We start from the raw sequence: 23126 nt of genomic DNA, 5'->3' as shown, positions 1-23126 counted from the left end.
AATGCCTGTATATATTCAAATTGCTGACCAAATCAGACAAAATATTCATCAAGGAGTTTATCGAGTTGGTGAAAAATTACCAACGGAAACCAAGTTAGCGGAACAGTTTGCAGTCAATCGCCATACTATTAGACAAGCGATCGCACTCTTAAAAAATGAGGGATTATTACGAGTTGATAGGGGAAGAGGGACTTTTGTCGCCGCTAAAACTATCCGCTATGCCATTGGTAAGCGTGTGCGTTATAACCAAACCTTAAAAGCGCAGGGTTGGCAAGCGAGGTTTCAATTATTGCGTATATTAGAAGTACCTGCGGATGATGCGATCGCCAAAGGATTAGAGATTACTTATGGCGAACCTGTAGCGTTAATTGAACGTTTAGGTTTTGCTGATGAAGAACCCATTAGTGTAGGAACTGGGTATTTTCCCCTGAAGCGATTTCCTGATTTTCTAGAGCCAAAAAATATCAAAATTTTGCAAGAACAACAATCAATTTCTCAGCTTTTACAACAGATATATGGATGCGATCATATTCGTAGAAGTACCTGCGTTTCTGCTCGTTTAGTTCAGCCGCAAGATGCTAAATGGTTACAGCTACCCCTCAATCAACCCATTCTTTTAGCCGAATCAGTAAATGTTGATCAAACAGGTAATGTAATTGAATATGGCGTAACGCGATTGCGAGGCGATCGCATGGAATTGTTTTTTGAAAATGAATTATTTGTTGACTGATGACTGATGACTGGTGACTGATGACTGATGACTGATGACTGGTGACTGATTACTGGTGACGGTAAAGACCTTGTTGAGTTAGTTTAGCAGTTAACTGTCAACCGTCAACCGTCAACTATTATGGAAACCTTTCAAAATTTGCGAGTTTATCAATTATCCGAAAATCTCGCAAATGGAATTTGGTTTATTGTAGATAAATGGGATAGCTTTGCAAAAGATACAATTGGTAAACAGATTGTCAAATCAGCAGATAGTATAGATGCTAATATCGCTGAAGGAAATGGTCGTTATAATTTACAGGATAATCAAAGATTCATAAAAATTGCTAGAGGTTCTTTAAATGAGACAAGACATTGGTTAAGACTAGCTTTTAAGCGTAAACTATTAACCCAAGAACAAATAGATAAAATTAAACCAATCATAGATGAATTATCACCTAAATTAAATGCCTATCTCAACTCCCTTAAACGCAAATCCAATAACATTTAACAGCCACCAGTCATCAGTCAACCGTTATCAGTCAACCGTCATCAGTCAACCGTTATCAGTCAACCGTCATCAGTCAACCGTCATCAGTCAACCGTCATCAGTCAACCGTCATCAGTCAACCGTCATCAGTCAACCGTTATCAGTCAACCGTCATCAGTCAACCGTCATCAGTCAACCGTCATCAGTCACCCGTCATCAGTCACCCGTCAACCGTCAACTAAACCAACCATTCCCTAACTTTTGCAGATACTACATCAATCGTACCAGTAGCAACAATTAAAATAATCAAAATTGCACAGACTTTTTGGTATTGAAATGCGCCAAAACTTTGATATAAAGAAACACCAATACCACCAGCACCGACAATTCCTAACACAGAAGCAGAACGCACATTTGCCTCAAATCTGTAGAGAGTGAAAGAAGTCCATAAAGGCATAACTTGGGGAATTACGCCATAAATTACTTCTTGAATTTGACTTGCACCTGTGGCTCTAATCCCTTCAACTGGGCCAGGTTCAATTGATTCTACTGCTTCCGAAAATAGCTTACCTAAAGTGCCTGTAGTATGAACAAATAAAGCCAAAACTCCAGCAAATGGGCCTAAACCTACAGCGACTACAAATATTAATGCAAAGACGATTTCATTAATAGCACGCATAGCATCTAAAATACGGCGTGTGGGTTGGACAATCCACACAGGACACATATTATTAGATGCTAAAATTGAGAGAGGAACAGCTGCGATCGCGGCCATTAAAGTTCCCCAAATTCCCATTGATATAGTAATCAATGTTTCGGATAAATAATACTGCCAATCATTAAAGTCTGGAGGGAAATATGAACGTATATATTCCGCCATATTATCCCCCCGTTGTAGAAGTACAGGGAAATTCATTTCGCTTTGATGATAAGCAAAAATTAATACAGCAGCAATTAATATAAAAAACAAAACTCTTTGAATACTCACAAGCTTTGCTTCTTTCTCTAACATTTCTACTACTGCAGGAGATATGTTAGTAATTCTTTGATGTTGCGATCGCACTTTGTTTTACCTAAATATGCTTACAAAAAGCTGCTTTTGGAAAAAAGATATTTGTAGTATATATCTGGTGTGTTACGCTGTCGCCAACACACCCTACAAACTCGATAAAATATCCATTGTGACAGTCAACAGTCAACCGTCAACTATCAACCATTTAATTCAATTGAATTTCTTTGAGTTGCTGATTAAGTTCTGCTATTTTTTGCTGTTTTTCCTTCTCGCTCAGATTATCTTTAGCTTGAGTCTCTTGAATCTTTTTCGCAATCTCCAGTTCTCGAATTGTATGCCAAGTTTTATCTTCAGCCTTAACAAAACCAGAAATTCCAAACGGTTCTATAATTTTAGCGTCTTTATAGTTATAGAAAAAGTTTTGCAACTTCTGCTTGATATCTGCTGGTAAGTCTTGACGATAAACAATTGGATCGCTGGGAATTAAAGGTGATTGCCAAATAATTTCAATCTTCTGTCTAGCAGTAGGATTGGTTTTTTCCAAACGATTTAATGCTTCATTACTAACAGTAGCTACATCTACTTGTTTATTTGCTACCGCCAAAGCGCAAGCTTCATGATTACCTGCAAACACCAAGCGTTTAAAAGCTGTTTTCGGGTCTACATTATTTTTGGTAAAAATATAGTAGCTGGGAACTAAGAAGCCAGAGGTAGAATTAGGCTCATTAAAAGCAAAGGTAAGATTTGCAGCATTTTTAATCACATATTGATCGCCACCTACTGCTTTAGCTTCTGCAGTAATCGGATTATCTTTATTAGCAATTAAATGAGAATAGTAACCCCTGGTACCATCTTTACTCACAACTTGAGCAAAAGCTTCTGCTTCAGCAACTTTTGCGGCTTCAATATAGGATTTACCACCTAACCAAGCTGCTTGAACTTTACCGAAGCGCATGGCTTCTATAACTGCTGCATATTGTGTGACATAAAAGGGTTTAATAGGAATCCCAACTTCCTTTGACATAGCAGCAGCAAAAGGTTCCCAAATTGGTTTTTGATTAGCTTGGGATTCTGTAGACAGTACACCAAAGTTAATTTCTTTAATCGCTGAATTACTAGCTGAATTACTATTATCAGCATTAGTAGAACTACAAGCTGAAAGTATTTTGGCGCTTGCCAAAGTTATAGTAAACAAAGAAGCCTGCTGAATAAATAATCTGCGGTTCATGATTGATTCCTCTGTTCCTTAAATGTTTGCGGCTAATATAAAAGCTGTAAACATCCAGAATTTTTATTCCGGAGTCATACTTTTTAAGTATTTATTCATGGGAAAATAGGTAAGAATTATACGAGCAGTTCGCCATGTCCTCGCATGACTAGTTCTTCTGCAGCTGCGCCGTAAATTTCATTGAGTTTCTTGTCATCTAGTTCTACAGTTGCGCCATCAAACATGACTTCGCCATCTCTAAGCGCGATCGCTCGATCAAAATAGCATCGCACCATCTGAATTTGGTGTAGGGAAACAACTACAGTAATTCCGCTTTGGCGATTCAATTGCACCAGTAATTCCATGACTTTGCGCGCCGATTCGGGATCTAGCGAGGCGATTGGTTCGTCTGCAAGGATAATTTTGGCTCCTTGTACTAAACAACGCGCGATCGCCACTCGTTGTTGCTGCCCTCCAGAAAGCTGAGAGGCGCGTTTGTAAGCTTGTTCTAGAATCCCTACTCTTTCTAGTGCCGCGAGAGCTTGAAATTTTTCTTCTTTGGTAAATAAATGTAATATTGAATGCAAAATAGATAATTTTGCTAAGTTACCAACGAGAACATTTTCAATAACTGTCAGCCGATTTACCAAGTTAAACTGTTGGAAAATGCAGCCGATTTGGCTGCGTAAGATTCTAATTCTAGAGTGTAATTTACCCTTACTTTGGAGAACAGTGCCAAAAGTATAAACTGTGCCCACATCTCCAAGATGCAAGCCATTCATGTGCCGTAAGAGCGTAGATTTGCCTGAGCCAGATGCACCGATAAGGGCAACCATTTCCCCATCATTAATTGTGCAGCTTACGTTTTTAAGCGCTATTTTACCCTTGAAACTCTTCGAGAGTTTACTAACTTCGATTGCCACTTTACTTGTCATCTTTTGACAGTTAAATCTCTCTAACTAAGATTTAATAATCTTGTTTGTTTAAGAATCAATTAACGCAAGGATAATTTATAGTTTTTTTATTTAATTATCAGTCTAATGAGCGAGTTCATCATAAATATATATCAATATAATAGAGATTTTTCATGTATTTCTACTGCTGCATTATTTGGTTAAAAATTAATTAAATAAAATCTAAATTATTCTTATTACGATAAATGTGTTTTCTTGAAATAGCCATCAGTTTAAGATTTATGAAATATTACATCTAGCTTTGTTGACATTCAACCGTCAACAGTCAACAGTCAACAGTCAACATGAATATTAGCCATTATTTTCGTCCGTGTAAAATCAGAAATACTTTAACGAAAAATATCTATCTAATTAAGAATAGGTAAACAAATAACAATTATTTTGCTTTTTAGACAATCTCTGGATTGTGTTACGTAATTATGCTTTGATACTGTTAAAGTCGATTTAGCAAAACCTTCTGCCTAAAGATTGACTTTTTTACTGCCTAACATTTAATTCTTGAAATTACTGGGAATTGAAAGCTTAATTCCCAACTGGCATTAGTTAGTAAGTTAATCTTGCTTACTTCTATAAAGGTGCGATTACCAGACAATTGAAGATTATTTTTCACTAATCCCTACCAGGTGTGAGGTTAAATCCGTGCATAAGTTTTGGTGGCATTCTTTGTTATTTAGCCCAGTGATTTTAGACTTATTGATGGTTGCAGTACCAGCAATAGCATCTGAAGTACCTGTCAATCAAGCATCCAGTTTGAGTAGCCCTGAGGATATGGGACAAGTAACCTCAGTTTCTCAGCTATCAGATGTTAAGCCTACAGACTGGGCTTTTGCAGCATTGCAATCTTTAGTTGAGCGCTACGGCTGTATTGCTGGCTATCCTAACCAAACCTATCGAGGGAATCGGGCTTTGACTCGTTATGAGTTTGCTGCTGGTTTGAATGCTTGTTTAAATCAGATAAATCAACTAATAGCTAGCGGTACAGCCGATTTAGTCAATAAAGAAGACCTAATAACATTACAAAAGCTACAAGAAGAATATACAGCCGAGTTACAAACTCTGCGGGGTCGAGTTGATAGTCTAGAAGCTCGTACTGCGACTATAGAATCACAGCAATTTGCCACAACTACGAAACTGCGAGGAGAAGCGATTTTTGCCTTGGCTAGTGTGTTTGGCTCCGATAGAGCAATCAATACCGATGCCCAAAATCGTGGTAGTAGCAGACCAAAACTCGAAGAAAATGCAATTTTTGCCGATCGCGTCCGATTGAACTTTGATACTAGCTTCACTGGTAAAGACCGCCTAAGAGTGAGGTTACAAGGTAGAAACATAACCTCGTTCAATAGTGCTGTAACTGGTACTAACCAAACTCGTTTAGGGTTTGATGGTAATGAATCCAACAATGTCAGCGTCTCAGCTTTGTTTTACCGTTTCCCCATAGGTAACTCCACAATAGCCAGCATAGCCACAGAAGGCTTGGAATACATTGATGAAGTACCTCCTCTCAGCCGCAATTTCGATTCTAGTGGTTCAGGTGCTCTATCTCGCTTTGGGCGCTATAACCCAATTTATCGAGCAGCAGAAGGGCCTGGTATTATCATTAGTCATCAGTTTAATAAAGCTCTGACCCTAACGGCTGGCTACGTTGTGCCATCTGGTGTTGGTAATGACCCCAGTAATGGTCGAGGTATGTTTAATGGTACGTACTCTGCATTAGGGCAAATTACTTTTCAGCCAGCCTCACAATTAAGCTTGGCTTTTACCTATGTCAACGCTTATTACACCGATGGTAGTGGAGTTACAGGTAGCACTGGTACTGGTTTTGCCAACAATCCATTCAACGGTGCGCGAACTTCTGTAAATAACTATAGTGTGACTGCCAATTATAAATTCAGTCCTCAGTTTACCCTTACTGCTTGGGGCGGCTATACCAATGCCAAAGCTGAAAATACAGCCGTCGCTAGAAGCGATGCAGAGATTTGGAATTGGGCGGTTCAGCTAGGCTTTCCTGACTTAGGAAAGAAAGGCAATTTTGCAGGTTTTGTGTTTGGTGTACCGCCTTACGCAGCTAGCAATGAATATGTTAGTGGTACTAATCGTCGCCAAGATGATGATGTCACCTATCATTTAGAGGCCTTTTATAGATATAAGCTCAATGACAACATTGCTATTACCCCAGGATTCATCACCCTCTTAAATCCTGAAGGTAACAGCAGTAACCCAAATATCTATGTGGGAGTAGTGCGTACTACTTTTACGTTCTAAACTCATCTGCCGATGCGATCGCTTCTTGAATGATAGAGGCGATCGCACTGTCCAACTCTAGCCAATTTGCTATCTTGTAGAAAGGATCAATGGGCAAGTCCAGCAAATAAAAATACTTTAATAATTATTTGATTTTCAAGAGTTCGTATCAGCTAACGCTTGTGGAAAATTTTCAACAAGCGTTTAAAGCAGAATTTTGTACTGTATACGAAAATATCTTGCAAAAACTCTGATACAAAAAATTATTTGATAATACCAATTCAAAAAATGTTTGCGGCAGATAGGGCATCCAAAATGAAATCATAGCCAGTCACAGAAGCAGCAATATCTGGGGTCAGTTGGGCAAGAAGTTGAGCAACTTTGGTTTGTTAATTCTCTAAGCTATCGAACAGTTACCATATTAATCTCCCTGTGAAGTCGGTTGCGGATGCGATACTCCTATCGGAGTCACTTCGTGAACGCAATTCGGGATTGGTTAATTGCTAATAAAACTCCAAATTCCTGCAAACGGATTTTGACCCAAATATCGGCTTGTTGCGATTGGGCTGTGAAGTCTGGGTTAATCAAAGAAAACCCATTTGAGGATATGGCAGGTGATATCAAGATTCCCAAAGGTGAAAGGGAAGATACGGATATTAACGCATTTACTCAAGAAGAACGCGATACTCCTTCGGAGTCACTTCGTGAACGCATTATTCAAGCATTCAAGGAAAGTCGTTATTACAAATATTACGCCTCATTAATTGAATTTTTGTTTATGACAGGTTGTAGACCATCTGAAGCTGTTGCTTTGGAATGGAAGCACATTTCTTTGGACTTTAGTAGTATCCGTTTTGAACAAGCTGTGGTGGTGTCGGAGTCTGGGTTAGTTTGCAAGAGGGGTTTGAAAACTCAGAAGAAGCGGAGTTTTCCGATCAACACTCGTCTGGCAACCCTACTGAAATCGATTAAACCTGTGACTGTTTCTGATGATGCAAAAGTGTTTCCTTCAAAAGAAGGAATGTGGATTGATGTTCACAATTTGACGAATCGAGGTTGGAAAGCAACCCTGGCAAAGATAGATGGAATTGAATACCGCAAGCTTTATCAGACTCGACATACCTTTATTACCCTGGCATTGAAGAGTGGGATGGACGTGAAGGATGTAGCGAAATTAGTGGGTAATGAAAAACCAGAAGAGATAGAAATACAAAGAAAATCAGCCGGAAGATTTATTTTAGCTACTAATTTAGTTGATGATGAAAAGTTAGAACCATCAGAAATTATTAAAAATTATAAAAATCAACAGTCCTGTGAGAGAGGATTTAGATTTTTGAAAGACCCTTGATTTTTTGCTGATAGTTTCTTTGTTGAAAACCTTGAGAGAATAGAAACGATGTTATTTTTAATGTCGCTGTGCTTGTTAGTTTACAATCTCGGTCAGAGGGAACTGAGGAATAGCTTAAAAAGAATCAAAATCGGAATCAAAAATCAATTAGGAAAGTTAACGTTATCTCCTACGTTAAGATGGGTATTTCAATGTTTACAAGGAATTCATCTTTTGAGTTTAAATGGGGTTAATCAAATTATTAATTTAACTTCAGAACGCCATTTTATTTTGAATTGCCTGCCATTCTCTTGCCAAAAATATTATCTGCTTTCTTAATCTAAACAACGTTAGGAGAGTGAATCACAATTTATTAATATCTGGAGGCACAGTAATTGCACCTCAAATTTTTATTGCTTACATAACCTATTTTATAGGTCAAATATTTTCTGTTGGATTATTTATCTTCATGCCGCAGATTCCTTCATTACTATGAGTCTTAATTAGCCTGATTTTTTGCTTTTATCTTGGCTGTAATCTCTTTGTACTTCAATTTGAAGTGCGGAATGTAGGTTACAAATTCCTGAGAGACAAATCGTGGCTTTTATTGGCCCTTCAGGATGCGGTAAAAGTACCCTATTACGCTGCTTCAACCGGATGAATGATTTAATTCCTGGTGCTAAAGTAGAAGGAAGGTTAAATTACCGCGATCGCAATATTTACGATCCTCGGATTAATTCTGTAAAATTGCGCCGTCAAGTCGGGATGGTATTTCAACGTCCGAATCCTTTTCCCAAATCAATTTACGAAAATATTGCGTTTGGCCCCCGTTCTAACGGCTATAAAGGTAATCTCGATGAATTAGTTGAAGATTCCCTGAGACGCGCAGCGATTTGGAGCGAGGTGAAAGACAAACTCAAAGAAAAGGGTACAGCCTTATCGGGGGGACAACAGCAAAGACTCTGCATTGCGAGAGCGATCGCCATGAAGCCCGATGTATTATTAATGGATGAACCATGCTCGGCTCTCGATCCTATTTCTAGCCGCCAAGTAGAAGAACTCTGCTTAGAATTGAAGGAACAATACACCATTATTATGGTAACTCCTAATATGCAACAAGCTGCTAGAGTTGACGATTGGACAGCTTTCTTTAATACAGAAATAGACGAACACAGCAAACGTCGCGGAAAATTAGTCGAGTTTAGTCCAACAGAGCAAATGTTCAACTCGCCGCAAACCAAAGAAGCCGAAGACTATATTAGCGGACGCTTCGGTTAGGGACTTCCAACTAATAAAATATAGGCGTTGCATAAATGGGGGATGATTTATTTCACGCAGAGACGCAGCGAAAAGTCTGAGCGGAGGCTTCCTCCGATCAGAACTTTTCAAGACAGAGGCGCAGAGAGAATAAGGAGTTTTAAATTTTAAGCTGTTAAATTTCATCCCATAATTCAGCAATGCCAAAATATACTATCACTGTGTAGGCAGAGGGGCAGGGGGAAAAATAATATCTTCTTTCGGAAATTGGATAATTTATTTTCTGGAAGTCGGTTAAGCAAGTTCACCTCCTAATTTTAATTTTTAGCCTTTCACCCTACTTTCTGCCCTCGCTAGCGTCACCGAACATATCACCCGATCTATAACAATTGACAAAGCTGGCGCATATCGTCATTTATAAAACTCAAAAAAACTCTGCGTACCTTTGCGTTCAAAAAAATATAATTTTGAGCAGCATCATGAATAAATAAAATTAATTATATATTATTCTTTATTTATGAGCAGATGTGTTTGTTCATCCTAGTGTCTCTAACTGTTTGATGTCTCCATCCTTTGGTAGGTCTAATTCTATAAACCTTGGCCCGATAATCAAAACTGTCACCATCATTAATAAACTTGTCACCATGATAATGCTGACCACGTTGGGGTCGTCAAAATTACTTGTTCCTACTAATAATGCTGCGGCAAAATTGCGTTGCGCTGTTCCTACTCCTAACACTCTTTGAGTATCAATACCAGGCCCGCCTAAAAGATAACCAACGCTAAAGGAAAAAATAATAAATACTGCACAAACAAAGATTGCACCTGTTTTTAATAAGCCAATAATATCGTTGGTGTGAATTATTAATCGGACTACTAAACCTAACAATAATCCATTACTAGATAATTTAAAGAAAATAGGCTGGAGAACAGGAGCGATCGCAGGAAATTTGGCTTTGATAAATAGTCCAATTACTAATGGGCTAATCATCATCAATAACAAAGGTTTACCAATATCCCAAGAATTGATTTGTACCCCTTGCACAACTAAAGGTAGTAGTAATGGCATATAAAAAATCGTGCCAAACATCAGCAACATCATTAATCCCACAGAAAAGGCTATATTGCCCTTAACTATTTGAGCAAGTTTAGGCAAAGCTGGGGGGCCTGATGCTAGTGCCATGATTAATAAACCATCTTTTAATGCCTCACTTAGAGGCACTATTTGTACTAGCAGATAGATAAAACTTGGCACCAATACAAAATTTGTCAGCAAAGATAAAATCACAAGTCTAGGGCTGCGGAGTGGTTCCCAAATTTGTTTGATAGTTAAACCTAAACCTGCACCTAACATAGTAAACACAATGAATGTGAATAGGGCAAGTTTGTCGATTATTACTAATATTTCATTCATGATTTATAGGGCATGGGGCATGGGGCATTGGGCATTGGGCATGGGGCATTGGGCATTGGGCATAGTTATTTCTCCTATGCTTCCTCTGCTTCCTCTGCCCCAATATTGATTACTTCAACTCCAGGCTGACTTGTTGTAAGTTACCAGTGAAGTTAAAAGGTACTTGGTAGGTGTCAACTACAGGAGTACCTGTATCTCTGCCTACATCAAAGGTTTCGTCTAGGGCTAAACGGTAAGCAATGGTTTTATCAACTCGACCTTCAGCTACTTGTTGATCGTTAATAAATAATTTGCCGATGCCACCTGCACCTACACCACCGTCATAATCAAAGTTGAACCGGATTGTAGATTTACCAGAGGGTAATTTTTCTGGTGATTGAATGGTATAGCGGGCGGTGTTGGCATAGTTGTAGATATATGTAGGCTTACCATCCTCTAAGAAAAAGCTCCAACCCGCAAAGCGACCGCCTTGGGTTAAAATTACACCTTCTGCCCCATTTTCCGGAACTTCTACATTAGCTGTAATCGTGAAGGAGCGATTTTTCAAATTTGGGGCGCTACCTTCTGGAATGCCAACTGTACCTGGATAGTAGGTGAATGTTGTGCGTCCTCTGGTGAGGCTGGGACGAATTTTAACATCAAATCTTTCAGCAATGCGATCGTCTAGTGGTAAGACGTTATGCTTCTTAGCTTCTTTTAAAAACAACTTTTGCAGTTTTTCTAACTTTTCTGGGTTTTTCTTGGCTAGATTATTCGCCTCGCTGAAATCTTCGGCAATGTTGTACAGTTCCCACTCATCTGTATCAAAGCTACCTTTTACAGTTCGTTCCCAAGGTAGACGACCATGACGCGCCGCAGCTACCCAACCTTCATCGTAAATAGCTCGGTTACCCAGCATCTCGAAATACTGCGTTTCCCGATGTGAGGATGCATTAGGATTATTGAATGTATAAGCGAGGCTAGTACCTTCAATTGGTTGTTGCTTCACACCATTTACTTCTTTCGGTACAGTAATTCCCGCTACTTCTAAAATTGTAGGTGTAATATCAATTACATGATGGAATTGACTGCGAATGCTGCCTTGGTCTTTGATATTTGCGCCCCAGGAAATTACTAAGGGATTGCGAGTACCGCCAAAGTGAGAGGCGATTTGCTTTGTCCACTGGAAGGGAGTGTTGACTGCCCATGCCCAAGCAGCTGGAAAATGGTTGAAGGTTTTGGGGCTACCTAAATCATCATAAGCAGCTAGCAGTTGTTGGAGATTTTCGGGTACGGCGTTGAAAACTTGCAGTTCATTGACGCTACCTGTTAAACCGCCTTCGGCACTAGCACCGTTATCTCCCACCACATATATGACTAAGGTGTTATCCAGTTCACCAAGTTGGTCAACGGCATTAATAAGTTGCAGCATCTAACCCACCACGGGCAGCATATTCCCATTGGGCTTCGGTGGGTAGTGATTTTCCTACCCATTGGGCGTAAGCTACAGCATCTTCGTAAGCAATATGAACAACTGGATAGTTATCTTGATGGGCAATTCCGCTTTCTTTGCCAAATGGATGTCGCCAATTCGCCCCAGTTTGCCAATGCCACCAACTCAGTGGTTTTGCTCCTGGTTGTACTATTGCAAACACTAAAGAACCGGGTAATCTCTGCTCATCTGGTAAGTCGGGAAACTGTTCTTTTGATAAAGGACGCTCTGCAACTGTGACATAACCCGTCGCTTTGACAAATTCTGCAAACTGGGAATTTGTGACCTCGTATTTATCGATACAAAATGAACTAACTTTTACTTCTTGTGCTGAGAGTTCTTCTATATAACCAGAATTATCCGATCCCATCGTAAATGTTCCACCAGGAATCATTACCATTTCTGGAGGACAGGGATTAGCGGTAGCAGCAAAAGCGGGAGGAATCGCCGTAGACATTGCTACTCCTATAACCAATAACAGCGCTAAAAAACTTTTCCTTAACACAGTGGTGTTGACTGTTAACAAGAAGAAATCAAAATTCAGACTCAATATTGCTAATAATTAATACAGCATATTTCAGGTAAATGAGGTACGCGCTTCGGGGCATGGCAGTGCCAGTGCCCCTACAATCAACGATCGTTTGTACCTCACCAGATGACAATCTGCTGTATGCAAAAAATTAGCAATTCTTTATTCATCAAAAATTGCCATGAATTTGCACTAATTTAAAAAAGTTTATATTGTTTTAAATTTGCATCATACTATATATTGATAGATTTACCGGATTTAAGACAATATTGATAACCTACCTCTTAAGCAAAAATAAGTCAAGAACTTTGTTTGCTGGCATTGATATAGCCTGACAACTCATCGACTATTGCAATAGAAGGATTCCTGATTCAGGCAACTGTTCTCGATATGCCCTATCGCCAAAAGTCATTAAATTATTAGATATCTTGTGCTGTTTTATGAGCGATCGCATTTCAGCGCATAAATATTATCCAGCCGTTTTGCAAGAGATTTCATATTAGAAAACACATTATTTTGTGTCTCTGCTTTCTCCTCTGTTGAATATTTCAAAGCATAAATTCCAGATGAATGTGCAGCTTGAATTCCGACATCGCTATCTTCTATAACAACACAAGATTCGGGTGGAAATCCCATTTTATTAGCTGCGTATAAAAATAAATCTGGGTCGGGTTTCCACGAGCCTACATCATAAGAACTAAACAAGCGTTCGCCAAAATAATGCGATAGATTTGTGACATTTAAAGCCTTACGAATTTTAGCGATAGGAGCACTTGAGGCAACACAAACAGGATATTCTAGCTTTTGTAGCATCTCTGGAACGCCTGTTACTGGCTGCAAATAAAATTCAAATAATTCATTCACTTTTTGACGATATATTGTTTCAAAATCCATAGGCAGCTTTTCACCATATCTTATTTCTATATCCGCTAAGATTAAAGCTAATTTTCTGCCACGATATCGACAAATTAGACTGTCAACTGATTCATTGATAAAAGGTAGCAAATCTATAAATGCTTGGTTACAAAGCTTTTCACTATCAACTAAAGTTCCATCCAAATCAAAAATGACACAAAGATGCTTCATTTATGAAAAACGACAAAAGAAATTAGGCATTGCTGAATCAGAGGATAAATTTCGATGTATTAAAATCTTAAACTCCTTATTCTCTCTGCGTCTTTGCGCCTCTGCGTGAGCTAAATCATTCCGCAATTGTGCAACGCCAGAAATTGTTCCGTTTCAAATCGTTGACGGTTAACAGTTAACAGTCAACCGTCAACCGTCAACCGTCAACAGTAAACTAACTTTGATAAGGGCGTGGTAGTTGGCGCAATTTATGAGCAGTATCTAATTCACTGTTATTTTTTCTACCATATCCCCAACCTAAGATGCGACGATATTCACCCATAATCCCACTATCAATTAAATCATCCTCGTTGACGGCAACATTTGTATGAGATTGGGGTGCAACATAAAGCGCATCTGCTGGACAGTATGCTTCACACATAAAGCAAGTTTGACAGTCTTCCTGACGCGCGATCGCAGGTGGTTGGTTAGGAACTGCGTCAAAGACATTGGTAGGGCATACTTGAACGCAGACATTACAATTAATGCAGAGTTGATGGCTGACAAGCTCGATCATGATACTGAGGCTGTAGTTTGAGTTGTTAATACTGGTGATGTCGTAGTCTCATCTGTAATCCAATCCCGTCTTACCCACAGCTTATTTAAACCGCCTGTGGCTTGGTAATAACGCTGATTGGGATCAGTTTCGGGATAGTCTATGCGAATATGTTCGCTGCGGCTTTCTTTGCGATGTAAAGCGCTAAAATATCCCCATCTTGCTACAGCAGTCAGCGCAGCAGCTCTGCGAGAAAATTCGATATCGCGCACGGTATCTTGTTTCGGGTTCTCTTGTACTTGCTGCCACAAAGTTTCTAATTTGGCGAGAGAATCCAGAAGTTTCTGCTCAGAACGCAGGTAATTCTTCTCTAAGGGGAATACCTCAGCTTGAACACCACGCACGATCGCGTTACTATCGAATGTTTCAGATGTGGGGGATTGGGAACGCATTCCCGCTTGTCCAGCAGGATACACAACCCTTTCATGAGCATGAGCGCCCAAACTTTTCGCAAAAGCTGCTGCACCTTCTCCCGCCCATTGTCCTGTAGAAATTGCCCAAGCAGCATTAGGACCACCACCCCCAGAAGCTAAACCTGCTAAAAATTCCCGTGATGCAGCATCACCAGCAGCGTAGAGTCCAGGTACTTTTGTTCCGCAACTATCATTGATAATCCGAATTCCACCAGTACCTCGAACTGTACCTTCTAAAACTAGTGTTACAGGTACTCGTTCTGTATAGGGGTCAATACCAGCCTTTTTATAGGGTAAATACGCGATGAAATGAGACTTTTCAATTACTGCTTTAACTTCAGGTGTAGCTCGATCCAAACGAGCATAAACGGGGCCTTTTAAGAGGGCGTTGGGAAGGAATGCGGGATCGCGACGACCATTGATATAGCCACCTAAATCATTACCTGCTTCATCGGTGTAACTAGCCCAGCCAAAGGGAACTCCTCTTGTCACTGTGGCATTAAAAGCCGTCGAAATAGCATAGTGATTAGAAGCTTCCATACTAGAAAGTTCACCGCCAGCTTCCACAGCCATCAGCAATCCATCACCTGTATTGGTATTGCAACCTAAAGCTTTACTCAAGTATGCACAACCGCCATTTGCTAGAACTACTGCACCAGCGCGAACGGTATAAGTGCGATTATTTTGCCGTTGTACACCTCTAGCGCCAGCCACAGAACCATCTTCAGCTAATAACAGTTCTAAAGCGGGGCTTTGGTCAAGAATTTGCACGCCCACACGCAACAGGTGTTTGCGGAGTACTCGCATATATTCCGGGCCATAATAACTTTGACGCACAGATTCCCCATTTTCTTTAGGGAAACGATAGCCCCAATCTTCCACTAAGGGCAAACTTAGCCAAGTTTTTTCAATGACACGTTCAATCCAACGTAAGTTAGCGAGGTTTTTTCCAATGCGGTAACGTTCCGATACAACTTTCTCCCAATTGTCTGGAGAAGGGGCCATGATGCCATTCCCACTAGCTGCTGCGGCTCCACTCGTACCCAAATAGCCTTTATCTGCAATGATGACTTTTACACCTTGGGCGGCTGCTGCTGATGCGGCCCATGCTGCGGCGGGCCCGCCACCAATTACCAGCACATCGGCGGTTAGTTGTAGTTCTGTTTCGCTATCGACTGTGAGCAATTGTTTTTCCTCCTTGTTGGTAGTTGCACCCTGTTTGGGGCATTGGGCATTGGGCATTGGTATGTTCTTTCCCATGACGGCAGTTTGCACAACACTGGAAACCAGCAACGCACTGCCTCCCCCATGCTCGATTCCCCATGCCCAAAAACTCCATCCCCGTTCGGCTGACGCTGACGGCGTAACCCTTGTGGGTGGAGTTTTTCATCTTGTTTGGTTGCGTAAGTCGGCAAGCAAGTTCAAAGAGTATTGATAAATATATGATTTCAGATAATATGATACCCTAATTATTAGCTTTTCAAAATTAAATATTGCAAATTAATTTGATGGATAAAAAAACGAACCGCAAAGACGCGAAGAGCGCTAAGGAAGAGAAATTGTAATCTTCAGAGGCGATCGCAATATTTGACGATCGCCTCTGAAGATTACAAAAGACCCAAAACCTATTGTTTTACAACCAATTCAGGATTAGTAATCGAAATCGCCACCTAAGCCGCCGCCACCGGGTGCAGCAGGTGTAGCATCCTTGGGTTCTGGCTTGTCAACTACAATGGCTTCGGTGGTTAGTACCATACCTGCAATTGATGCAGCATTCTGTACTGCGGAACGGGTTACTTTGGCGGGATCGACAATCCCAGCTTCAAACAAATCCACAAATTCACCAGTGGTTGCATCGTAACCAACGTTGAATTCTTTTTCTTTGACTCGTTCTGCAATTACTGCACCGTTTTGACCGGCGTTTTCAGCAATTCTCTTGAGAGGTGCAGACAGTGCGCGAGATACTATCAATGCGCCTGTTAATTCTTCATTCACTAGGTTAGACTTTGCCCATTCTTGCAAGCCAGGGGCTAAATGTGCCAGTGTTGTACCACCACCGGGAACAATACCCTCTTCGACAGCAGCTTTAGTGGCGTTGATAGCGTCTTCCAGACGTAGCTTGCGGTCTTTGAGTTCGGTTTCTGTAGCCGCACCCACTTTCACGACTGCAACCCCACCTGCGAGTTTTGCTAAACGTTCTTGCAGTTTTTCTTTATCGTAGGAAGATTCTGTTTCTTCGATTTGGCGACGGATTTGCTCTACCCGTGCTTTGACAGCTTGCTCGTTACCTTCAGCTACGAGGGTGGTGCTATCTTTGGTGATGGTGATGCGGCGGGCTTTACCGAGTTGGTCAAGCTTGGTAGCATCTAGTCTTAGACCAGCATCTTCGGTAATTAACTGTCCGCCTGTGAGGATGGCAATGTCTTCTAAGATAGCTTTGCGGCGATCGCCAAATCCAGGTGCTTTGACAGCAGCTACATTCAGTACGCCACGCAGGCGGTTAACTACCAGAGTTGCTAAAGCTTCTTTTTCAATATCTTCGGCAATAATTACCAAGGGACGACCAGCACGCGCTACTTGCTCTAGTACGGGTACGAGGTCTTGTACTAATGCGATTTTCTTGTCGGTTAACAGCAGAAAAGGCTCATCGAATACAGCTTCCAAGCGCTCGGCATCGGTGGCAAAATAGGGAGAAATGTAACCCTTGTCGAAGTTCAAGCCTTCTGTAACTTCTAGTTCGGTGGTGACTGACTTACCTTCTTCTAGGGAAATTACGCCTTCACGACCAACTTTATCTAAGGCTTCAGCAATTAAAGCACCTACGACTTCATCGTTACCGGCAGAAATAGCCGCAACCTGTGCGATCGCTTTAGAATCTTCTACAGGACGGGCGTGTTCTTTAATTTTGTCTACGAGAAAACCTGTGGCTTTGTCGATACCGCGTTTGATTTCAATAGCATTTGCACCAGCCGCTACGTTCCGCAATCCTTCTTTCACGATGGCGTGAGCCAACACAGTTGCAGTTGTAGTACCGTCTCCGGCAGCATCGTTAGTTTTAGAAGCTGCTTGGCGAATTAGAGATACACCTGTGTTTTCAACGTGATCTTCTAATTCAATTTCTTTCGCGATGGTAACGCCATCATTCACAATTTGAGGTGCGCCAAATTTCTTTTCTAAAACAACATTACGACCTTTGGGGCCGAGGGTAACTGCTACTGCTTCAGCGAGAATATCAATTCCTTTTTCCAAGGCGCGACGAGCATTTTCGTTGTAAATGATGCGTTTAGCCATAGTGATGCAAGTTCTCTCTAAATATTGTGTAAGTGAATCAATTTTGTTGACTGTTGACCGTTGACTGTTGACTGTCAACAAAATGTTTAAACGGGTAACTAATGGCAATCAACTATGCAACAACTGCCAAGATGTCTTTTTCAGACAATAGAACGTATTCTTCTGTACCTAGTTTGATATCAGTACCTGCATACTTGGAGAACAGAACCTTATTACCAACGGCAACATCTATAGTTTGAAGAGTACCGTTATCATTGCGTTTACCAGGGCCGACGGCAACAATTTCACCTACCTGTGGCTTTTCTTTAGCGCTATCAGGTAGAAGAATACCTCCTGCTGTTTTCTCTTCGGATTCACTAACCTTGATGAAAACGCGATCGCCTAGAGGCTTAACAGTAGATACGCTTAATGCTATAGCTGCCATACAAAATTCTCTAAACTAACTTTTTGAAGGTGAACAAATGGGTGTAATTCAGTTATGAACTGATCGAGGAAGATGTTTGCTCAATTGCACAGATTTAATTGAGAGGACAATTCATCATGCATGGTGTTTGTCAAATTAAACAGTAGGCATGAAAGGTTTCCCAATCAAACTAATCCAATGAATAGTGAGCAAAATGAGAAATTGCTAGTAGTGGAGGTTAAACTACTAAAATTTTATCGGATTATCGTAGTTTGTATTATATTAAGTATGATGTCATAAGACTAAAAAAAATCAAGCAGTGATTTCCTTGATGGATATGACACTTATACAAGCTAGCTTTCTCTTTCTCGCTGCTCTCTCCAGTGGAGTGTTAAATTCAGTGGCGGGTGGTGGTGGATTGATCGTGTTTCCAGCACTACTAATCACGGGTATGTCACCTGTTGTTGCTAACGCCACCAGCACTGTCGCAGCGTTACCAGGATTAATTGCTAGTGTCAAAGCTTATCAAGCAGATTTACAAGATAGCAGACGTTTGTGCGTGGTATTCAGTAGTGTTAGTCTTGTGGGTGGCATTATTGGTGCGCTATTAGTGCTTTGGATTTCTGGCGAAATTCTTAAGGAACTAGTTCCCTATCTATTGCTGTTAGCCACACTTTTATTTACTTTCAGTGATTCGTTATTGTCCTGGTTGTCTACCGTTCTTCCTAAAGCGGATCAAAATAGCAGATCGTCCCCACATACATCCTCTTTGGTTCTATTTTTCGTTGCTATCTATGGAGGGTTTTACGGTTTAGGCATTAGCTTTCTACTCTTAGCTGTACTTAGACTGCTTGGTTTGGAGCAAATTCACCAAATTAATGGGCTGAAGGTACTGTTGATGAGTTGTAATACTATTGCTGCAACTATAACTTTTATACCTGTTGGAGTTATTAACTGGAATCAAGCATTTTTCATCATGCTGGGATCAACTATCGGTGGATATGTAGGTGCCTATTATGCTCGAAAGCTTAATCCTCAGTTAGTTAAGTATCTGATTGTTGTGACTGGTTTTGGGATGACTAGTTATTTCTTTATCCATACATAATAACTTGAGTGTTTTTGCGATTTTAAGTAATCTTAACGAACCATAGGCGCTCGCATTCAGGTTTTAGAAAAGGGAAATTTTAGCTACCGTTGTATCAATTGCGCTATCCCAATTTGGCTGCTGTTTGATCAGTCCTAGACGAGTGAGTAATTATATTTAAAAAACTAATTACCCAGTGGTAAAGTAATATTAAGCAAATTATTTTATTTGGTAAAATATATTGCAAATATTTCTTTACAGATGATGCACGAAAAGCTATGCCTTCCGCCAGATAAATCGTCTATAAATGAATTTTAGATAGTAATTCATTAAATAAGATGGTAGTCAAATTTCTTTCTAATTTAACTACCATAAGCGAGTAGATTTAATGGTATTAAAAATTATGATTGCATATATACCAACCAAAATCAAAATATTTTTGATTGAATATTTACCTCTATCAAGCATTAGGGAACATGGCAAAAATTTGATAATTATTTTTCTATCAAAATTAAATAGAAAAATAATTATTAAATTAAAATCCTGATTGGCTAGTACAAAAATTACTAACTTCGATGAGGATAATAAGGGAACTCCAAAAAATAAATTATGCCAAATTGTAGGGGCGGGGTAACCCCGCCCCTACCAGTTGCGGATTTGGTAAGTAATGATTGGAATATTTTTTTATTTGGAAGTCCCTAAAGGTAAAATTTTCAGTTGCAAATGTCAATTTTTAGGTAATCAGGACTTACGCAACTGGCACAGGCGATCGCCAAAAAATTCCAAATCAGGCTTAAAGTCATAAAAGCTCAACTGCAAGCCATCAATACCAGCCTCTTTCAACTGGACAAACTGCTCGACTACCTGCTCAGGTGTACCAATGACCTCGATGTTCCCACCAATAGCCCGCCGCTTTGGTTCATCTCTACCGACACGACCTTTCCAAGCGTGCGCGTCACTATCAAATCTGCTAAAGCCTAAAGGCGCAGCTGGGTCAGCATGAGCAACGATCGCATCGTGGTATTCCCAAGTTTCGCGCTCAGTTTCGCGGCTAATTACCATCGGGTTGAGAAGTGTGCGTACTTCGCGCCCGATATCTCGTGCAGCTTGCTTGACTCTTTTAGTATGTGGGGGTAATGCTGCGATCGCACTCTGGAAATCTAAACCTGCTGGGCTGGTGATAAACACAATGTCAGAATAGCGTGCAGCAAAGGAAATACCCGCATCTGAGCCTGTAGCATTAACTAGCACCGGACGGCCATATTTCGGCTTAGGTGTGACGTAAGCACCATTGAGTTTCCACGAAGACTTACCCTCAAATGAGAAGTTTTCATTATCACCCCATAAACGTTGCAGCACTTCGATAAACTCAGCTGCAAGTTCATAACGATGATCATGCTCAATCCGATTCCAACCAAACATTTCATGTTCAACTGCGCGGTGTCCAGTCACCACGTTAATACCCCAGCGCCCCCCTGATATATGGTCGAGTGTTGCGCCATATTTAGCTAAGTGCAAGGGATGAATCGGCCCGTACAACACATGGATTGTAGAGATGAGCATAATCTTCTGTGTGACGCTGGTGAGTGCAGCTGTAGTCACAAAAGAATCCAGTGCTTGACCGTTGAACACACCACCATAGCCGCCTTTGGGTAACCACTGTGACAGCGCAAATACTAAATCAAAGCCCAGCGCCTCAGTTTTCAGCACCAAATCCTTGTTATATTCAAAGCTCCAGTCAGTAGTGCGTGGTAATGTAGAAGCACTCCAACCGCCTGCTTGGATGGGGAGAAATAACCCCAACAATACAGGCTGTTGCAACGCTTGAGAGAGGGGGCTGTCGGGGAAATCTGTCGGAGCCAAAAAGCGATCGCTTCCGACAATTGAACCAGGGTAATGGCTAAGAATCATCGCTCAAATGGGGTAGATAACTAATCTATTGGATCTGCACCGATCGCACTTAATGCGGCTTTGGCGATGTCTATCGACAAGCCGCTTCGCGTCTACGCAATATCCTGTTCAACAATACCACCGCCAACACCAATGGCTCCTACATGGACACCACCGAAGCGGATAGGTAAACCTCCACCGAGATTTGTTAATAAATTCCCAGAAGCTAGAGGTAACGCCACAGCCAGATGATCGGCAAAGTTTCCTGTAGGGCGACGAATCGAAGCTGCTGTTTGCGCTTTGCGTGCTGCTAAAGTTGGTGCAACAAAGCCTGGGCGATGAGCAATCAAAAAGCCTAAGCGTTCTGTAAACGCAGCTGCATGGGTAGCAATGGTAAAACCATCAGGACTACTAGAGCTATAGCCGATTAGTACCTTATCAAAATCCCCTTGTTCATGAGCTTGGGCAAACTCACGCACATAGGCGGGGTCAATAATATCATCCGCTAGTAGTCTGACAAGGGAACTATGCTAGGTGCATGAAATTTTCTAGTTCTCTTCTTTTCCTCTTTCTTTGATTACTTCGTGCCTTCGTGGTTCGTTTTTTCACCCAGCAAAGTTGACTTGCCAGACCACTAGACTACCCGGTAAACTGTTTAACTCCGAAGCAGGTTTGGTGCGGATTAACCCAATAAACTCTACTGGCATGAAAAATTCTCCTGAACAAATACCCTGTTTTGTGTTCCCTTTTATGCCATTTCAACTCTGATATATATAGATTTCGCTTCAGGGCATGGCGTGTCAACTTAAGCTAAAAGCTATATACGGCGCGTGTTGTACAAAAACTCTCGCCCTCATCCCCTAACCCCTTCTCCCGCAGGAGAAGGGGAACTAAATCTCTTGCTCCCCTCTCCTGGTGGGAGAGGAGCTGGGGGTGAGGGCGAAACCTTCCAACCAAGCGGGTTTCACGTTAAGTTGACACCACTGGGCAATGCCATGCCTCTACCAGCGTCTTTGTATCATAATTAACGTGAAAGGGTATTACTCCAATAAATCTGGTTGATCGCGGGTAATTTCATCCCACAAATATTGGAATGCACGCCAACCTGCTTCATGAGTACCATTGCGTTGTTGAATACTCAAAGCGAGATCATGCTCAATAGGAATGGGTTTACCTACGGATTCTGCTAGCAACTGGGATTTAGTCGCATCTTCTAGACGAATGAACCACCAAGCCGCCTCGTCTACAGTATGTCCTACTGTTAATAATCCATGATTGCGGAGGATTGCCGCTTTTTTATTACCTAATCCTTCCGCAATGCGTTTTCCTTCACTGGTATCCAACACAATGCCTTTGTAATCATCAAATAAAGCATGATCTTGATAGAACACAGCAGAATCTTGAGTAATCGGATCGATTAAGCGACCTAGTGCTGACCAAGTTTTGCCATAGAAGGAATGAGCATGAGCCGCCGCTACTACATCTGGACGGGCTTCGTGAATTTGGGAGTGAATAGCATAAGCTGCTTGATTGAGTGCGCCATTACCTTGAACAACTTCACCTTGAGCATTCACCAAGATTAAGTCAGAAACACGCACGCGGCTGAAATGAATCCCAAAAGGATTAAGGGACTTCCAGAGAATAAAATATACAGTAATTAAAATGATAATCATTTTAAGTGTGAGAAAGCAGTTGCCGATAACAATCGCTTTCTCACCCCAATAAATTGTTAAT

At 40.9% G+C, this 23126-nt stretch carries 19 protein-coding genes and 3 pseudogenes; 8 read left to right on the top strand and 14 right to left on the bottom strand.

What is annotated here, in order from left to right:
• Position 1 precedes the first annotated feature (1 nt).
• The 3 genes from phnF (at position 2) to H6G08_RS21370 (ending at position 1499) form a co-directional block, all read left to right on the top strand.
• Positions 2 to 730, top strand: coding sequence for a phosphonate metabolism transcriptional regulator PhnF (phnF, locus tag H6G08_RS21380; protein WP_190546544.1), 729 nt, complete (start codon positions 2 to 4; stop codon positions 728 to 730).
• Between the two features lie 120 nt (positions 731 to 850).
• Positions 851 to 1219, top strand: coding sequence for a four helix bundle protein (locus tag H6G08_RS21375; RefSeq protein ID WP_190546542.1), 369 nt, complete (start codon positions 851 to 853; stop codon positions 1217 to 1219).
• A complete protein-coding gene (locus tag H6G08_RS21370; RefSeq protein ID WP_190546541.1) occupies positions 1176 to 1499 on the top strand; it encodes a hypothetical protein in 324 nt (107 codons plus the stop codon). Before H6G08_RS21375 ends, H6G08_RS21370 begins: the two co-directional genes overlap by 44 nt.
• Here H6G08_RS21370 and phnE read toward each other — a convergent pair.
• From phnE to phnC, 3 genes are all read right to left on the bottom strand, one after another.
• Positions 1437 to 2210 carry a phosphonate ABC transporter, permease protein PhnE gene (gene phnE / locus H6G08_RS21365; protein ID WP_190546611.1) on the bottom strand — a complete coding sequence of 258 codons (774 nt, stop codon included), beginning with the start codon at positions 2208 to 2210 and terminating at the stop codon, positions 1437 to 1439. The two genes, H6G08_RS21370 and phnE, sit on opposite strands and share 63 nt — an antisense overlap.
• Positions 2211 to 2415: 205 nt before the next feature.
• Positions 2416 to 3438 carry a phosphonate ABC transporter substrate-binding protein gene (gene phnD / locus H6G08_RS21360; RefSeq protein ID WP_190546539.1) on the bottom strand — a complete coding sequence of 341 codons (1023 nt, stop codon included), beginning with the start codon at positions 3436 to 3438 and terminating at the stop codon, positions 2416 to 2418.
• A 116-nt stretch (positions 3439 to 3554) separates the two neighbouring features.
• Positions 3555 to 4352, bottom strand: a complete 798-nt coding sequence (phnC, locus tag H6G08_RS21355; RefSeq protein ID WP_190546537.1) for a phosphonate ABC transporter ATP-binding protein — start codon at positions 4350 to 4352, stop codon at positions 3555 to 3557.
• Positions 4353 to 5030: 678 nt separating this feature from the next.
• Between phnC and H6G08_RS21350 the strand changes: the two genes are divergently transcribed.
• The 4 genes and pseudogenes from H6G08_RS21350 to pstB all read left to right on the top strand — a co-directional run.
• Positions 5031 to 6653 (top strand): iron uptake porin, encoded by a 1623-nt coding sequence (locus H6G08_RS21350; protein WP_190546535.1) that lies wholly within the window; start codon positions 5031 to 5033, stop codon positions 6651 to 6653.
• 427 nt (positions 6654 to 7080) lie between these two features.
• Positions 7081 to 7773: pseudogene (locus H6G08_RS37630) on the top strand (site-specific integrase); the annotation flags it as partial.
• A gap of 45 nt (positions 7774 to 7818) precedes the next feature.
• A pseudogene (locus H6G08_RS37625) lies at positions 7819 to 8298 on the top strand (IS1634 family transposase); the annotation flags it as partial.
• A 234-nt stretch (positions 8299 to 8532) separates the two neighbouring features.
• Positions 8533 to 9237, top strand: a pseudogene (gene pstB, locus H6G08_RS21340) (phosphate ABC transporter ATP-binding protein PstB); the annotation flags it as partial.
• Positions 9238 to 9751: 514 nt separating this feature from the next.
• On the opposite strand, the gene H6G08_RS21335 reads toward pstB, so the two are convergent.
• The 8 genes from H6G08_RS21335 to groES all read right to left on the bottom strand — a co-directional run bounded on the left by H6G08_RS21335 (position 9752) and on the right by groES (position 18439).
• Positions 9752 to 10630 (bottom strand): bile acid:sodium symporter family protein, encoded by an 879-nt coding sequence (locus tag H6G08_RS21335; protein ID WP_190546533.1) that lies wholly within the window; start codon positions 10628 to 10630, stop codon positions 9752 to 9754.
• Positions 10631 to 10739: 109 nt separating this feature from the next.
• The gene (locus H6G08_RS21330; protein ID WP_242046225.1) at positions 10740 to 12041 is read right to left on the bottom strand and encodes a sulfatase-like hydrolase/transferase; all 1302 of its coding nucleotides are present in this window, start codon (positions 12039 to 12041) and stop codon (positions 10740 to 10742) included.
• Positions 12025 to 12558 (bottom strand): SUMF1/EgtB/PvdO family nonheme iron enzyme, encoded by a 534-nt coding sequence (locus tag H6G08_RS21325; RefSeq protein WP_242046224.1) that lies wholly within the window; start codon positions 12556 to 12558, stop codon positions 12025 to 12027. Before H6G08_RS21325 ends, H6G08_RS21330 begins: the two co-directional genes overlap by 17 nt.
• A gap of 510 nt (positions 12559 to 13068) precedes the next feature.
• Entirely contained in the window at positions 13069 to 13716 is a 648-nt protein-coding gene (locus H6G08_RS21320; protein ID WP_190546531.1) for an HAD-IA family hydrolase, read from the bottom strand.
• A gap of 214 nt (positions 13717 to 13930) precedes the next feature.
• The gene (locus H6G08_RS21315) at positions 13931 to 14272 is read right to left on the bottom strand and encodes a 4Fe-4S binding protein (protein ID WP_190546529.1); all 342 of its coding nucleotides are present in this window, start codon (positions 14270 to 14272) and stop codon (positions 13931 to 13933) included.
• Positions 14269 to 15966, bottom strand: a complete 1698-nt coding sequence (locus tag H6G08_RS21310) for an FAD-dependent oxidoreductase (protein WP_190546527.1) — start codon at positions 15964 to 15966, stop codon at positions 14269 to 14271. Before H6G08_RS21310 ends, H6G08_RS21315 begins: the two co-directional genes overlap by 4 nt.
• 408 nt (positions 15967 to 16374) lie before the next feature.
• A complete protein-coding gene (groL, locus tag H6G08_RS21305; protein ID WP_190546524.1) occupies positions 16375 to 18015 on the bottom strand; it encodes a chaperonin GroEL in 1641 nt (546 codons plus the stop codon).
• Between the two features lie 112 nt (positions 18016 to 18127).
• On the bottom strand, positions 18128 to 18439 hold the full coding sequence (groES, locus tag H6G08_RS21300) for a co-chaperone GroES (RefSeq protein WP_190546522.1): 312 nt from the start codon (positions 18437 to 18439) through the stop codon (positions 18128 to 18130).
• Positions 18440 to 18755: 316 nt separating this feature from the next.
• Between groES and H6G08_RS21295 the strand changes: the two genes are divergently transcribed.
• Positions 18756 to 19523, top strand: coding sequence for a sulfite exporter TauE/SafE family protein (locus H6G08_RS21295; protein ID WP_190546520.1), 768 nt, complete (start codon positions 18756 to 18758; stop codon positions 19521 to 19523).
• A gap of 720 nt (positions 19524 to 20243) precedes the next feature.
• Here the strand turns inward: H6G08_RS21295 and H6G08_RS21290 are convergent.
• The 3 genes from H6G08_RS21290 to H6G08_RS21280 form a co-directional block, all read right to left on the bottom strand.
• On the bottom strand, positions 20244 to 21413 hold the full coding sequence (locus H6G08_RS21290; RefSeq protein WP_190546518.1) for an LLM class flavin-dependent oxidoreductase: 1170 nt from the start codon (positions 21411 to 21413) through the stop codon (positions 20244 to 20246).
• Between the two features lie 92 nt (positions 21414 to 21505).
• On the bottom strand, positions 21506 to 21886 hold the full coding sequence (locus H6G08_RS38250) for an LLM class flavin-dependent oxidoreductase (RefSeq protein ID WP_313942352.1): 381 nt from the start codon (positions 21884 to 21886) through the stop codon (positions 21506 to 21508).
• Positions 21887 to 22432: 546 nt separating this feature from the next.
• Positions 22433 to 23126, bottom strand: a 694-nt coding sequence (locus tag H6G08_RS21280) for a class II aldolase/adducin family protein (protein ID WP_190546516.1), incomplete at its 5' end; no start/stop codon positions are given.

Origin of the sequence: Calothrix anomala FACHB-343 (assembly GCF_014696435.1) — a bacterium.
Classification (GTDB): Bacteria; Cyanobacteriota; Cyanobacteriia; order Cyanobacteriales; family Nostocaceae; genus Aulosira; species Aulosira anomala_A.
The sequence above is the reverse complement of the archived record's forward strand: the minus strand, read 5'-3'. Positions and strand labels throughout refer to the sequence as shown.

What these genes read in the sequence shown, in the direction of transcription:
- phnF (WP_190546544.1), top strand. Translation starts at nt 2, where the DNA reads ATGCCTGTATATATTCAAATTGCTGACCAAATCAGACAAAATATTCAT.
- H6G08_RS21375 (WP_190546542.1), top strand. Translation starts at nt 851, where the DNA reads ATGGAAACCTTTCAAAATTTGCGAGTTTATCAATTATCCGAAAATCTC.
- H6G08_RS21370 (WP_190546541.1), top strand. Translation starts at nt 1,176, where the DNA reads ATGCCTATCTCAACTCCCTTAAACGCAAATCCAATAACATTTAACAGC.
- phnE (WP_190546611.1), bottom strand. Translation starts at nt 2,210, where the DNA reads ATGTTAGAGAAAGAAGCAAAGCTTGTGAGTATTCAAAGAGTTTTGTTT.
- phnD (WP_190546539.1), bottom strand. Translation starts at nt 3,438, where the DNA reads ATGAACCGCAGATTATTTATTCAGCAGGCTTCTTTGTTTACTATAACT.
- phnC (WP_190546537.1), bottom strand. Translation starts at nt 4,352, where the DNA reads ATGACAAGTAAAGTGGCAATCGAAGTTAGTAAACTCTCGAAGAGTTTC.
- H6G08_RS21335 (WP_190546533.1), bottom strand. Translation starts at nt 10,630, where the DNA reads ATGAATGAAATATTAGTAATAATCGACAAACTTGCCCTATTCACATTC.
- H6G08_RS21330 (WP_242046225.1), bottom strand. Translation starts at nt 12,041, where the DNA reads ATGCTGCAACTTATTAATGCCGTTGACCAACTTGGTGAACTGGATAAC.
- H6G08_RS21325 (WP_242046224.1), bottom strand. Translation starts at nt 12,558, where the DNA reads ATGTCTACGGCGATTCCTCCCGCTTTTGCTGCTACCGCTAATCCCTGT.
- H6G08_RS21320 (WP_190546531.1), bottom strand. Translation starts at nt 13,716, where the DNA reads ATGAAGCATCTTTGTGTCATTTTTGATTTGGATGGAACTTTAGTTGAT.
- H6G08_RS21315 (WP_190546529.1), bottom strand. Translation starts at nt 14,272, where the DNA reads ATGATCGAGCTTGTCAGCCATCAACTCTGCATTAATTGTAATGTCTGC.
- H6G08_RS21310 (WP_190546527.1), bottom strand. Translation starts at nt 15,966, where the DNA reads ATGCCCAATGCCCAATGCCCCAAACAGGGTGCAACTACCAACAAGGAG.
- groL (WP_190546524.1), bottom strand. Translation starts at nt 18,015, where the DNA reads ATGGCTAAACGCATCATTTACAACGAAAATGCTCGTCGCGCCTTGGAA.
- groES (WP_190546522.1), bottom strand. Translation starts at nt 18,439, where the DNA reads ATGGCAGCTATAGCATTAAGCGTATCTACTGTTAAGCCTCTAGGCGAT.
- H6G08_RS21295 (WP_190546520.1), top strand. Translation starts at nt 18,756, where the DNA reads ATGACACTTATACAAGCTAGCTTTCTCTTTCTCGCTGCTCTCTCCAGT.
- H6G08_RS21290 (WP_190546518.1), bottom strand. Translation starts at nt 21,413, where the DNA reads ATGATTCTTAGCCATTACCCTGGTTCAATTGTCGGAAGCGATCGCTTT.